The following is a 12,947-nucleotide window of genomic DNA, read 5'->3' as shown; positions in this document are numbered from 1 at the left end:
TCCCCCCTGGATTCCATATCGTGAGCCTTCAGTTCCTGGGCGGAGTCCCAGGTGTAAGGCTTTATTGAGAATCCAATGCCCTTCCGCCCGAAAGGCCGAACTGTCTTAACTTCCGTACCACGGTGGGTTGGCTCACCCGAAGATGTTTTGCGATGGCATAGGTGCTTCCATATTGTTGTAAAGCCCGGGCATACAGCTCCCGTTCCACCTCTTCCAACACCTGGCGAATGCCCCATCCTTGGGAAAGAATATCTGGCGAAGAGTGCGACTGGAAAGCCGCCTTCCCCGGCAGCGAAGAGCCGAAGACAGTCTTGGGCGGTGGGCCTCCGTTGTCCGGCGTTCCCTTTGTCCCAAGATACCCGTCCTTCTCACCTCGCTCGGTCCCCCCCGATGACCAAAGTTCTTCAGGCAGGTGTTCCGGAAGCAGGATGTCATCTTCCACGATGATGCACAGCCGTTCGATCACATTCTCCAGCTCCCGGACATTGCCGGGCCAGGCATAGTGTAGGAAACACGCCATGACGTCGGGATGAATCGCTTTTCTCGGCAGTTGATATTTGTCACAAAAGTGGTGAACCAGGGTCTCCGCGAGGGTACAAATATCTTCCCCCCGCTCCCGAAGGGGTGGAATGGTTAAAGGGACGACGTTCAGGCGGAAATATAAGTCATCCCTGAACCGCCCTTCTTTCACCAATTGGCGGAGATCCTTGTTTGTCGCCGCCACGATCCGGATATCGACCTTCCGGGTGTGCACCCCTCCCACCCGGGAAACGGTCCGTTCCTGAAGGAGGTCCAAAATCTTTCCCTGCACGTGAAGAGGCAGCTCCCCCACCTCATTGAGGAATAAGGTGCCCCCGTGGGCCAACTCGACTTTGCCGACCTTACCCTCCTTCCGAGCACCGGTAAAGGCTCCGCTTTCATAGCCGAATAGTTCACTCTCGAAGAGGGATTCGGGGACATTGGCGCAGTTGATCTCCACAAAGGGATTCGCCCGGCGGGAACTGAGGTCGTGAATGAAGCGGGCCAGGCGGTTCTTTCCCACCCCAGTCTCTCCGAGCAGCAAAATCGTCGCATCGGTGGGGGCCACCCGCCGGATCAGATCCATGACGGACTTCATGGCGGGGTTCTCCGCCACCAGGCCCGAATCCCGGGGTATTTCTACGCCTTGCCCTACTCCTTGAACAGCGACCGAGGGCCATGACCGGCTAGAGGTCAGATCCCGGGTGTAACAAACGATCCGCACGATCCGCCCTTCGCGATCGAAAACCGGGCTACCCGTCACCACCAGCCGGTGGCCGTTTTTCGTCTCTTGAAGCGCTGTCACACGTCTGCGCCGCTGAAGAACCATGGCGGCCACCGACGGGTAAAACACCTGTTCCCGCTCAAGGTCAAACACCGTTCGTCCGACGATATCGGAATTTTGTAGGCCGTACAACTGCTCCGCGGCCGTATTGACCCGCAGGACCACCCCTTCTCCATCGGTGACGAAAACTTCATCAAACAACGTGTCCAGGATGGTTTCAAGATCCTCATTGGCCTGGCGCAGCCGTTCCAACTCGGACAGCAGCGCGGGATCCACACTCGGCGTCCCTTCCACCATTACGCCAGGTTCCCCGCCGACCTGCACTTCGTGGAACCTAAAGATGTGGGTTCGCGGAAGGCGGGGCTGTACGTCAGTCCACGGCATCCCCTTGACAATCCCTGGAACCGCATTTTGGGCGGCACGGTTCATCCAGACCACGACGTGCTTTGCATCGATAAAATAGATCGGCGTGTCCAACACATCTAACAGTTCCCGCTCCGTCATTGGCCCCTCACCTTCCGTTTTTCCCGCACCACGATACCCTTCGCCACCGGCCGGTATCGGCTCAACCAGCGATCCTGGTCATCGGTCGAGGCTTCTCATAATCTCTTCCACCTCGGACTCCGTCAGACCCGTGAATTCCGCGACAACCGACACGGATACACCCCGTTGTAACATTCGCTTAGCAATGTCACGTTTTTCTTCCTCGCGACCCTGTTGCAATCCCTTCTGCAAACCTTCTTTCCAACCTTTTTCAATGGCTTCCCGTTGAACAGAGTAAAGCAGGTCGGCCACCCCAGCCACCTCCCGAAGAATTTTCATCTGTTGATCGGTTAAAGCCTTGGCACTGAACCCGAGGATGAGGGCCGCAACGTAGCGTTGCTCCTCTTGATCGGGTATTCGACGAATCACTTCCACGATCTCGTCAAATGCCTGTTCCGGCGTTCTCCGGGTGAAACGCATATGAAACGCAAACGCTGTTTTCACCCGATCGACCGCAGTCCATTCACCCACTGACACATGCTGGCGCAGTGTGTCGATTGTAGCGTCGCCGTCAATTCGGCTGAGATACAAATTTTCTACCCGATAAGAGATGGATCCGGCATCCAACTGTTCTGGAGCACTGGCCACCTCATCGGTATAAACGACAATGGTGCGAACCTTACAGTGATATCTCTCGACAATGGCGGCATCATAATGCAAAAACCGGTAGAGATTAGGCTCCTTCTTTTTCTGATACTCGAGATGCATCAATCGGCCATCCTGCAGTTCCAACAGGATATCCATCCGCTCTTCGCGTACTTCCACCCTCGGCAAATCCGCAGGCAAAGCTCCGACCACCACAGCGTCGGAGATGCCGATCGCCGCCAGCGCACCCTGGGCCATGGCAACAGTCAAATGGCGCGCGACAATATCGTTTGAATTCCGCGATATCTCCACGATCTCCCCGCCTACCCTCAGTATAATCAAGGCCCGCCAATCCGGCCAGCATCCCTTCTCCTGCCGGTATGTTACGAACATATGTTTCATATCTCCAACCTACCATACGCATAGGCTCCGGGTCAAGAACTTTTTGCAAACAGCATCAACGTAAAAAAAAGACCGCCATTTCGGCGGCGTGGATTCTCCACTGCCGTTCGGCCCGACCACGCCGATGATCTTGCCCCTTGGCAGCGTGAAGGTGACGTCTTTCAACGCCAGGCGCCGACCGTATCGTTTCGTCACACGTTCAAAGTCAACAATTGAGGTATCCATGTGTTTCCTCCCGCGGTTTAGTCCGTTGTCGAGCATCACGAAACATCCTACACCGGGCAGATCCACGCCTCGATGTAGAATCCGAACAGCGCCGTTCCCAGGACCACGATCAGTGCAAGTTCCCGGAAATTGAAAACTCGGATTTATAGCCGCCGAAGCCGGCACGATCATCTCCCCCAAGTGGCTGGATTCCACGTGAAGGAGCAACAGGACTATCGCGTAACTCACCACCTCCAGCAACAGCGCCGTCAAAAAGGGTGACAAGCCACTTCGAACCGAGAAACATCCATCCGGGTTGAGGCGACTGCAGCCAAATGGACGGATCCCTTTCCAATCCCACCGAGGTGCACGATACAAGAGAATGGGCATGCTGAGAAAGTTGGCAGGGAGCAAGGCAAAAGCATTCCCACACCCACACCCGGGTGAAGCCATCCTCGCTGCGAAGCTAAAGCCAGCAGCAGCCCGAAAGCGGCCACGAATCCGCCCGCTATAGCCACCGTTGTGCGGGAAATCATCCAGTCCTTCTTCAACATGGCAGGAACTTTACTAATCGGCTTTTTTCTCCGTTCCTACAGTTTCTTCCTCCAAAACGATGGACTGTGTGGAACGCCTGATCTCCCGAAAGGTCTCGCCCACGGCGCGTCCCAATTGTGGCAGTTTTGCCGGCCCGAATACCACTAAAGCCACAATCAGAATGAGTATGAGCCCTGGGATACCGATATTGGCCATAGTACCCTCCCCCTGTCACCTCATAGTCATGCCAAACTGCCGCCATTTTTGTGGTATTTCAAGATTCCCTCTGCCGCTCTATACGCCAGGGCCCCGACGGTACCCGTGGGATTGTACCCACTGTTATGGGCAAATGCGGAGGCACCAACTACAAAAAGGTTCTCCATGTCCCACATCTGCAGATAATGGTTAACCGCCGAGGTACGCGGGTCCGCGCCCATGATCACACCGCCGGTATTATGGGTTGACTGGTAAGGCACGATGTTATAGGGCCCAAGTTTGGTGTTTGTCACCACCTTATCCGCCCCCATAGCCTTGGCGATCTTCTCCGTCTGTTGGCCCAGAAACGCGACCAATTCCCTCTCCTGGTCCTCAAAATCGAAAGTGATCCGCAGAAGCGGTTGACCGTAGATATCCTTGTAAATTGGATCGAGATCCAGGTAATGATAGCGATGTGGCATGCTCGCTCCTTGTGCCCCGACACTGAAAACGCTGTTCGCGTATCGAATCGATTGGGCCTTGAAATCTTTCCCCCACGATTTCGTCCCTGGCAATATCGGATTGTTTGCAATGGGACGAAGTCCCGTCTGACTCACTGAGATGTTGGCACCGTGTATAAATTTGAGGGACGAGTGATCAAAATTATCTCCGTTGAAGTCATCCAAACACATGGCCAAAGCCCCAGCACCGGCAAACAGATTGAACTGCTTGTTTTCGAAAAAGCCTTGGGCGGCAGCCCCCATTGTTTGGTAACAGTAATTCTTGCCGATCACCCCCTGGCCGGTGTGTGGATCATAGGGACGTCCAATTTTGGAGAGAAGAAGCAACCGGGTATTGTTGAGAACATAGCTTGTTAGCACGACAATATCGGCAGGCTGTTCAAACTCTTCCCCAGTCCGAGTATCTACATACACGACACCGGCGGCCGTTTTCCCATCGTGAATGATCCGGAGGACATTAGCAAAGGTCACTAGGGTAAAATTTCCAGATTTCTGGGCAACAGGCAATACCGTGACAACTGGGTCGGCCTTTGCACCATACTCGCAGCCGAATCGTTCACAAAACCCGCAATACTGACAAGCGACTCGTGAAATGCCATCCGGATTTGTGTAATTTTGACTCAAATTTGCAGAAGGAGACATATACGGGTGAAGATTCAGAGATTTTGCCGCCTGCTTAAACAACGTCAGCAAAGGGGTCTCTTTCATCGGTGGGTTGGGATACGGACTGGACCGTTTTGCCCCCAGCGGGTTTTCTTCCCCTGAAATCCCGGCCATTTTCTCGAATTTGTCGTAATACGGTTCAAGTTCGTCATAGGTGATCCCCCAATCCTGGATCGTCATTCCGTCAGGGATCTTGTTTTTTCCATATCGCTCTACCGTTTTGCTATAAATCTGAAAGTCATAGGGCAGAAAACGAAATGTCATACCGTTCCAATGGACTCCAGCACCACCGAGGTTCTCGCCCGGCAAAAATGATCCGTAACGACGCATGGGCAAGGCCCGCATCTGCTCATTGTTTCTGAAGGTAACTGTCTCTCTCGACAGGTCCTGCATCAATTCATAGTGGAACGCATAACGTAGCTCGTCGTGGACCATGTAATAATCCTTTGTAGTTCTTTCTTTTCCCCGCTCTAATCCCACGACCTTCAGACCTTGTTTGGTCAATTCAGCTGCAATAATACCTCCGGTCCATCCGACGCCGACAACGACCACATCGGTTTTGGGCAATTTGGTCGGCATATCCGAAACTCCTCCTACACAAGATGATCTCTCAGACTTTTTGGTTCGAGATTTACCAATCCGTTTTTGTCGACAACGTTGGCATACGACATTTGGTTGCCGGGATAGTGCTTCATTTTCCACCCAGCCATGTTTCGATTGCCGCCGTACATAGGATCGGCGTACGCCCCTTCCAAGGTTACCAGTCGGAACAAGGAAAAGAAGTACGCACTCGATACCCCTTTTAATGGAATCTGATCTTTCTCGCAGGCTTCGAGCACCGAGTCTTGCTGATTGGGGTCAAGTTGAACAAAGGGCTTGCCGTAGTGTTTGACGCAGTAGTCGTCAAGTCCTTGTACACCGGCATCAAAAATCTGTTGATGTCTCAGTTGACCTTGATACCCTTGAGTCGGGCTGCCCGGGAAAAATGGCGGTAACATGTACTCTTTCGCATTGTTGCCCCACGATCCAGCCAATTGATGATCAATAAAAAATGCAATGCCTAGCTCCTTGGCCCCCGGACCATTTTCATCTTTTGGGAAAATACGCTCCACCGCAGCCTCAACAACTTGAAACTGCTCTTTAGAGAAGTACATGAGTGCGTTGCCGTAATCCACGGAGATGGAACCGCCCGTTTGGACTACTTGCCCCTTGTCGAGGCCGGCAACCAAGCTCCCCCCGACAACTCCTCCTACCACTAGTCCCCCCACGGCCCACCCAGCAGTTTTCAAAAAATCTCGGCGGGAAATTTTTTTCTCTTTAACCTCGGACTCGGCCATCAATCTCCCTCCATTTCGGCATAGCACTTGGTTTAGTTATTAGTATTATATAATTCACATTTCTATGCATAAGGATTTGACTACACTCACTGTTCCCGTTGGGTTCGCCTCGTCTATGATGAGCTACCCCGCATCCAGAAGGATATTCGCCCGCAGTAGACTCAGGGGCCCACCCTGTGGTGTCCCTTCCTCTCTTTCCATGACCACCCCGTTCACCATGATCCCTGCCTGGAGATACCGGCGAATGACCTTGAGCACTCGTTTGTCCGTTACCTTCCGGGCTACCCGGGCCATGAGGATGTCATGGTTCACCCGGTCAAAGAACTTTTCCAGGTCCATGTCCACGGCCCATTCGTATCCCTCCTCCACGTACTGCCGCGCACATCTCACCGCATCGTGAGCCCTTCTTCCGGGGCGAAACCCGTAGCTGACCTCCGAAAATTGCGGGTCAAAGATCGGCGTCAGCACTTGCAGGAACGCCTGCTGGATCAGGCGGTCCATCACGGTGGGGATCTCTAGCATCCACTTGCCTCCCCCGGGTTTCGGGATTTCGACCCGGCGCACGGGCTGCGGTCGGTAGGTCCCCGTGAGCAGCTCTTCCCGGATGCGCGGCCACTCGGCTCGGATCTGTTCCCGGAGGTTTTCCGTGGGAATGCCGTCCACGCCGGGGGCACCCTTGTTCTGCTCCACCCGCTTCAGGGCGGCCAGCATGTTCTGCCTGGCCACCACCTTCTCCATCAGGCCGTCACCTTGTTCTCCGCGAGGTGAAGCTCCGCTTTGTGCCGGAGAAGGGCTCGGCTCTCCACGGTCCCTCGTGGCTTCACCACTTTCTCCCGTGGGCAGTCCCTGTCCAGGGTTTTCGGCTGTCTTTGTCCTTCTCGCGAACGCACCCGGGTTGCCAGTTTCCCTGGTGTATCCGGCAGGCCTACCCGGATAAGAACGTTGACCTTCCCCCCGCGCCGCCTCATATGCTCCACCGCCCCTTGGCAGCCTTGGATTTCGCTGTGTCGTGCCAGCTCATCCGAACGGCGTAGCCTCGTATGAGGTTGTTGTTCATCGGGCCTTGGGTTTGCCTCCGGCTTCCTTCAGATTCGACCTCGCGATGGACACCCTTGCCTTTGGCTAGTGCCCTTTCAGGCAATGTAGTTGGATAAATCGGAAGGAATGTCCAGTTGTCTGTCGAATGATCATCCCAGGTGGTGATCATCATGTGCATCTTTGTCCGAGACCTGACACCTGAAGAGGGCAACAAACTTGTGAAGATTGCTCGCAAAGGATCCAACCCCGTTGAAGTGCGACGGGCTTTAGCCGTGTTGGCTTCCGCTCAAAAGATGAAGGTGCCGGAGATCTCCGAGTTGTATCACCTCTCTCAGGAGCACATTCGTCATATTATTCATGCCTTCAATCAGCATGGATTCGAGGCCTTAAAGCCTCGGTACAAGGGCGGACGACCGCGGACCTTTACCGAAGAACAAAGAGCCGCGATCATTGAGTTGGCCCAGATCCCGCCAAACACCCTGGGTTTGCCCTTTACCCATTGGTCACTGTCCAAGCTCAAAGAGGAGGCCGAAAGGCGGGGCATCGTGACCTCTATTAGCATTGAGACTATCCGTGTCATTCTGGAGGAAGCCGACATCACCTACTAGCACACCAAGACATGGAAAGCCTCGAATGATCCTGACTTTGAGGTAAAAAAAACGAATCCAGTCGCTCTACCGGAATCCGCCCAAAGACGGACGGGTCATCTGCGTTGACGAGTTTGGACCGTTGTCCATTCAGCCGTTTTCCGGTTGCGGATGGTACCCGAAAAGTCGGCCCGATCGATTGCCGGCAACGTACCGCCGCACCCACGGGGTGAGGCACTTGTTTGCGGCTCTAGATCTGAAAGCGGATAAACTGTACGGGCACGTCTCATCCAGCAAGAAGCACCAGGATATTCTGCGTTTTCTCAAGGTGCTCCGCCGGCGGTATCACCGGTCTGAACGGCTGTACGTGGTCTTGGACAATTTTTCACCTCACAAGCATCGTACTGTGACTGAGTGGGCTGCAGAAAACAATGTAGAACTGGTTTTTACACCGACCCAGGCGTCATGGTTGAACCGAATCGAATGCCATTTTGCGCCGTTACGATCGTTTGTGTTGCGTGGGAGTCACTATCCAAATCACGAGGCGTTGGCCACAGCGATCCGGTCGTACCTGCGTTGGCGAAACAAGCACACCGCCATGCCAGACTTCTACGTGAGCAAAAGAAGATCAAGGTTCTCTGAAGGGGCACTAGTTCCAGGCACAACTGTCACTACATACCGCTCCCTCTACACCGGAGGATTCTTCCGTGCTGCCCTTCCAGATTCTTCACACGTTCCATGGCCTTCGCCGGTGCACACGCGGCTCGGCTTCCTCTTGTCCTTTTCGGGTCTAAATTAACGATGCGGCGGGATTCACTTCATGTTACGGCCTGCAGTTTTGCTTCACCCATCCGGGCTTTTCGCAGGGCTTCACCCTTAGGCTCTCACCACCAGATGCCTGCTAGCTACGAGGCGATCTGGCCCCTACCTCGGCCGGACTTGCACCGGCAAGTTGTGCCTAGCTTTGCTAGGCACGCTGTGCGCCATTTTACGCTTACTGTGGATTGCACGCCGTTCCCAGCGCAGCCGCCTATACCCGATTTCTCCGCAGCTTGGTGAGGCACGGATCGTGGATCGAATCGATGTTCGACGCGTTGGTGAAAGCCCTGAGTGAGGAGCTTCCGGAGTTCGGGCGTCGTTTGGCGATGGACAGTAAGACGATCGCCTCGTGGGCGTCCCGTCCCTCGAAAGAAAAGAAGGAAGACGGACGGCGGGATCTGGATGCAGCATACGGGGTAAAAACCTATCGTGGGTCGCGCGAGGATGGGGGGACATGGGAGAAAGTGGTTCGGTGGTTTGGCTATAAGCTCCACCTGGTGGTCGACGCCAAGCATGAATTGCCTGTGGCGTATACGGTGACCAAGGGGTCGCGCTCCGACGTCAAAGAAGGACATGTCCTGCTGGATAAGCTGGAGAAACGACATCCCGAGATGTTGAAAAAGGCAGAGGTCCTGACGGCCGATCGGGGGTACGACGACTCGAAACTCCTGAGTCGCTGCTGGGATGAGTATGAGATCAAGCCCGTGATCGACACGAGGCGGCTGTGGAAAGATGGAGAGCAAACGCGGTTATTACCAGGACATACGAACGTGGTGTATGACGAGCGGGGAGCGGTGTACTGTTACTGTCCAGAGACAGGGGGCCGGCGGCGGATGAGCAACGGCGGATTTGAAAAAGATCGGGGGACGCTGAAGGAAGGTTGCCCAGCCAAGGCGTACGGGGTCACGTGTAAAGGGCGGGAACAGTGCCCCGTGGCCGGAGGGGTGCGGGTGGCGCTCGCGGTGGACCGACGGATATTCACCCCGATTGCCCGGGAGAGCTACAAATGGGCGAAGGAATACCGGTACAGGACCGCGGTGGGACGGGTGAACCGCCGATTGAACGTCTCGTTTGGGTTTGAACGGCACACCGTTCGAGGGCTGGGGAAGATGCGGTTACGCTGCGGCTTGGCTTTGTGCGTGATGCTGGCGATGGCATTGGGGAGGGTGCGGGAGAAGCGGCAAGAACGCATGAGGAGCTTGGTTCGAAGCGTGTCCTAAAAACGGCACGCGATCATAGAAGGCGGAGCTCCTGGGCCAGGTAACCAAGAACCTAACCTTGGCTCAACATGGGCTGAACCACCCAACATATGGCTGATCAACCATATTATGGGCATATTGAGATCAACCCGCCAATAGGAATCTTGTCGGCGGTTCCGGGACAACGGGACATCGAAAAAGGCTCAACCATCTTTCATCCGTCCAAGTAGCATTAGAACTCCTTACTTACCGGAAATCTCATCCGGAGAAACAATGTTTGCCAGTATATCCTAAAAAAAGTCTTACATTAACATCGGCCGCCTTAGTCCTGGGGCCTAAACCCGAGGCTCGTGGCGGCCGAAGTGTGGTCAAGTATTTGGGCAAGACTGTCCCTACTTCTTTAACTTTTTAAGATGAAGATTCACATCGTCCGGATTTATGAGGTCCTCCACCGTCCACCCGTCTATATCGTATTCATTCATCATTGTCTCGGCGAACTTGACGTAGCTATCCACATCTTGCATGGCTTGGGCAAAAAGCAAGGTTTCTAAGCGAATGTTTTCGTAATTCCCGGCATAGTTTCGCTCATACAGCTCATGTCGGCTGCCGAACTCACTCCCCACGGCATCCCAGAGCGCTTTCATCACCTTCATCTTTGAAACGGCATCGTACCCGTTTGAACCCCGCAGATACTTATCTAAATAGGGGCGAATCTCGGGGGTTTTGAAATCGACCGCATTCGAGTTCATATACACCAAGGCACTAGCCACATCCGTCTCAATAATTTCTTTAATGCGGGGATAGGCTATTGGTGCAAAGACACGATAGGCCTGTGCATGGCGAACGTCCGGGTTGACGTACTCACCGATCCAAGGAACGGGAGCGTGGGCCATAGCCTCGGTGATGGAGTAGAACAGGTGCCGCCAAGCGATGACTTCACCCAGCCGGGCCTGCACCCCGCGAAAATCTTTTGCTCCGGTTGACTCAAGCGCCTTAATGAGCAACCCGGCGATCAGTTCGAGTTTCACGACAAGTCGAGTGCAGCCGTGGAATGTAAAACGGGGGACAAACCCCGACATCGGGAAAAACTGGTTTGCCTTCTCCACATCGCGGTAGGTCAAGACGTCTTCCCAAGGGACAAAAACATTGTCAAAAATCAACACGGCATCGTTCTCATCCAAACGGCTGGACAACGGATAATCGAACGGGCTGCCCATAACGGCGGCCGTGTATTCATATGAGGGGCGACAAAGTAACTTAACTCCAGGGGTGTCCATCGGAACGATAACCGTCAAGGCGAACTCTTCTTTCTGAACCGGCAACGTTGCGAAGGGCGCCATAAAGTTGGCGTGGGTCAGAGCTGATCCAGTTGCCACCACTTTGGCGCCGCTTACGTAAATGCCGCCATCCGTTTCTTTCGTCACGCGCATGAACACGTCGCTAACCTCGTGAGGTGGCTTGTTCCGGTCCACCGGAGGATTCACGATCGCATGGTTCAAGAACAGCACCTGTTCTTGGGCACGCTTATACCAGCTTTTTGCATTTTCATCAAATGGTTTATAGAACTCGGAATTAACAGCCAGTGTTCCGAGAAAACTCGCTTTATAGTCCGGACTGCGCCCCATCCATCCATAGCTGATCCGTTGCCAGGCCATGATTGCATCCCGGGCCGCAACCAGATCGTGGGCACTTTTGGGCGCCTTAAAAAATGGGTGCGTCTTTCCGCTGTTGCCCGTGTCGGTGTCGGTCAGTAGGACATCCTGATAATCGGGATCATGAAGGGCGTCATACATGCGTGCCAGCATTCTCGCCGAATTGCGGAACGCGGGATGGGTGGTCACATCCTTGACCCTTTCTCCGTAAATCCATACTTCCCGGCTGTCGCGCAAACTCTCCAGATACTCCTGCCCCGTCAGGGGACGACTCAAAGTTAAATTAACCGCCATTGGATCACTTCCCCTTTCCATTCTTAATGTTCCCATTCATCCTGCACTAAGCAGACATTCAGGTATCGTGCCTTTCTTCCATCACCTCCACCCAGAGTTCAAGACATCAAAACTGTCTCCGCCAACATCCGCAACGTACCCGTCTCTGCGGCGGTCGACGCCTCCTCCCGGCTCTTCTCGTTTCCTTTGCGGCAAAAGGGAGGATCCCAAAATTCCCCGTGAAAAAGATCAGCGGTTGATCATCACAATAATCGTAACGGATGATTTTCCCGGTATAGAGAACGTGGTCACCTCCGTCGTACCTGCGCCACGGAACACACTCCATCCATGCAAGAACCCAGAACAACCTCGGAGCCCGCTCACCCATTTCCCATTCAAGCGAAACGTCCGGTTGCGGTCTGCCTGCAAAATGCATCGCCAACTCCTGTTGGCCGGATGTGAGGACATTTACAGTGAAGGGAGCTCCGTCCAGCGAATTGCAAGCTTTGGCCCGCCGATCAATGGACCCCAGAAGCAACGGCGGATCCAAAGACACCGACGTGAAGGAGTTGACCGTTATTCCGTGGGGTCCCCCACCGAACTCATATGTAACCACGGTCACACCCGTGGCAAATCGCCCAAAACAGAAACGCAACTCTGTGTATCCATCATCTTCCTCCCGGCCTGCAGTTGGTGGTACAACGATCATATATGATCTCTTCTCTCTATTTCACCGGTCCATTGTCGGGACACAAGTGCCAATTATCTTTGTGAACATAGCCCAAGCGAATCATACCCATAGAGTCATTCCTCCAGTGTGATGAGCTGAAATTTTAAGGATCTGACAGTATAATATCAATAAGACATAAAACACGGAAATTCACTTTATGAATCTCAGTTATCAGAAATGGTGATTACTCTTTCAACCTTCTTGTTCGTCGGGAACCATTGTACCGGATTGAATGGTTTTTCAGAGACAGTACGGAACCTGTTCATTGATCGGGAAGGCGAAGATTTTGCCGCCAATCTGCTGGTAAGGGAATTCGGCTCCCTATCGATTCCGTGTGTTCATGGACGCCAATTGAACTGGGG

The 12,947-nt window shown here is 53.9% G+C and carries 11 protein-coding genes and 1 pseudogene; 3 read left to right on the top strand and 9 right to left on the bottom strand.

All coding sequences use genetic code 11. The annotated features are described in order from the left end of the window. Window positions 1–61 precede the first annotated feature (61 nt). The 7 genes and pseudogenes from CVV65_RS03365 to CVV65_RS03335 form a co-directional block, all read right to left on the bottom strand. The gene (locus CVV65_RS03365; protein WP_100666934.1) at window positions 62–1,807 is read right to left on the bottom strand and encodes a sigma-54 interaction domain-containing protein; all 1,746 of its coding nucleotides are present in this window, start codon (window positions 1,805–1,807) and stop codon (window positions 62–64) included. Between the two features lie 78 nt (window positions 1,808–1,885). Further along, window positions 1,886–2,743, bottom strand: coding sequence for an RpnC/YadD family protein (locus CVV65_RS03360; RefSeq protein ID WP_100669143.1), 858 nt, complete (start codon window positions 2,741–2,743; stop codon window positions 1,886–1,888). 99 nt (window positions 2,744–2,842) lie between these two features. Beyond that, on the bottom strand, window positions 2,843–3,058 hold the full coding sequence (locus CVV65_RS17385) for an ATP-binding cassette domain-containing protein (RefSeq protein ID WP_232796700.1): 216 nt from the start codon (window positions 3,056–3,058) through the stop codon (window positions 2,843–2,845). A 546-nt stretch (window positions 3,059–3,604) separates the two neighbouring features. Further along, the gene (locus CVV65_RS03350) at window positions 3,605–3,787 is read right to left on the bottom strand and encodes a twin-arginine translocase TatA/TatE family subunit (RefSeq protein WP_100666933.1); all 183 of its coding nucleotides are present in this window, start codon (window positions 3,785–3,787) and stop codon (window positions 3,605–3,607) included. Between the two features lie 26 nt (window positions 3,788–3,813). Then, window positions 3,814–5,529 carry a GMC family oxidoreductase gene (locus CVV65_RS03345; RefSeq protein WP_100666932.1) on the bottom strand — a complete coding sequence of 572 codons (1,716 nt, stop codon included), beginning with the start codon at window positions 5,527–5,529 and terminating at the stop codon, window positions 3,814–3,816. 14 nt (window positions 5,530–5,543) lie between these two features. After that, entirely contained in the window at window positions 5,544–6,287 is a 744-nt protein-coding gene (locus tag CVV65_RS03340; RefSeq protein WP_100666931.1) for a gluconate 2-dehydrogenase subunit 3 family protein, read from the bottom strand. A 132-nt stretch (window positions 6,288–6,419) separates the two neighbouring features. Further along, window positions 6,420–7,177 (bottom strand): annotated as a pseudogene (locus CVV65_RS03335) (reverse transcriptase domain-containing protein); the annotation flags it as partial. A gap of 318 nt (window positions 7,178–7,495) precedes the next feature. Here CVV65_RS03335 and CVV65_RS03325 point away from each other — a divergent pair. From CVV65_RS03325 to CVV65_RS03315, 3 genes are all read left to right on the top strand, one after another. Then, window positions 7,496–7,933 carry a helix-turn-helix domain-containing protein gene (locus tag CVV65_RS03325; protein ID WP_133121205.1) on the top strand — a complete coding sequence of 146 codons (438 nt, stop codon included), beginning with the start codon at window positions 7,496–7,498 and terminating at the stop codon, window positions 7,931–7,933. Between the two features lie 55 nt (window positions 7,934–7,988). Then, window positions 7,989–8,711 (top strand): IS630 family transposase, encoded by a 723-nt coding sequence (locus CVV65_RS17380; protein WP_100666929.1) that lies wholly within the window; start codon window positions 7,989–7,991, stop codon window positions 8,709–8,711. 283 nt (window positions 8,712–8,994) lie between these two features. Beyond that, window positions 8,995–9,951, top strand: a complete 957-nt coding sequence (locus CVV65_RS03315) for a transposase (protein WP_232796699.1) — start codon at window positions 8,995–8,997, stop codon at window positions 9,949–9,951. A gap of 371 nt (window positions 9,952–10,322) precedes the next feature. Here CVV65_RS03315 and CVV65_RS03310 read toward each other — a convergent pair whose 3' ends face one another. Next, the gene (locus CVV65_RS03310; protein WP_100666928.1) at window positions 10,323–11,876 is read right to left on the bottom strand and encodes a 4-hydroxyphenylacetate 3-hydroxylase family protein; all 1,554 of its coding nucleotides are present in this window, start codon (window positions 11,874–11,876) and stop codon (window positions 10,323–10,325) included. A gap of 106 nt (window positions 11,877–11,982) precedes the next feature. Further along, entirely contained in the window at window positions 11,983–12,564 is a 582-nt protein-coding gene (locus CVV65_RS03305; RefSeq protein ID WP_100666927.1) for a flavin reductase family protein, read from the bottom strand. Between the last annotated feature and the right edge of the window lie 383 nt (window positions 12,565–12,947).

The sequence above is a fragment of the Kyrpidia spormannii genome, from assembly GCF_002804065.1.
In the GTDB taxonomy this organism is placed as follows: Bacteria; Bacillota; Bacilli; order Kyrpidiales; family Kyrpidiaceae; genus Kyrpidia; species Kyrpidia spormannii.
The sequence above is the reverse complement of the archived record's forward strand: the minus strand, read 5'-3'. Positions and strand labels throughout refer to the sequence as shown.

Bases quoted from the DNA above. Each gene is read 5' to 3' on its own strand.
- CVV65_RS03365 (WP_100666934.1), bottom strand. From the start codon at position 1,807: ATGACGGAGCGGGAACTGTTAGATGTGTTGGACACGCCGATCTATTTT.
- CVV65_RS17385 (WP_232796700.1), bottom strand. From the start codon at position 3,058: ATGGATACCTCAATTGTTGACTTTGAACGTGTGACGAAACGATACGGT.
- CVV65_RS03350 (WP_100666933.1), bottom strand. From the start codon at position 3,787: ATGGCCAATATCGGTATCCCAGGGCTCATACTCATTCTGATTGTGGCT.
- CVV65_RS03345 (WP_100666932.1), bottom strand. From the start codon at position 5,529: ATGCCGACCAAATTGCCCAAAACCGATGTGGTCGTTGTCGGCGTCGGA.
- CVV65_RS03340 (WP_100666931.1), bottom strand. From the start codon at position 6,287: ATGGCCGAGTCCGAGGTTAAAGAGAAAAAAATTTCCCGCCGAGATTTT.
- CVV65_RS03325 (WP_133121205.1), top strand. From the start codon at position 7,496: ATGTGCATCTTTGTCCGAGACCTGACACCTGAAGAGGGCAACAAACTT.
- CVV65_RS03315 (WP_232796699.1), top strand. From the start codon at position 8,995: ATGTTCGACGCGTTGGTGAAAGCCCTGAGTGAGGAGCTTCCGGAGTTC.
- CVV65_RS03310 (WP_100666928.1), bottom strand. From the start codon at position 11,876: ATGGCGGTTAATTTAACTTTGAGTCGTCCCCTGACGGGGCAGGAGTAT.
- CVV65_RS03305 (WP_100666927.1), bottom strand. From the start codon at position 12,564: ATGATCGTTGTACCACCAACTGCAGGCCGGGAGGAAGATGATGGATAC.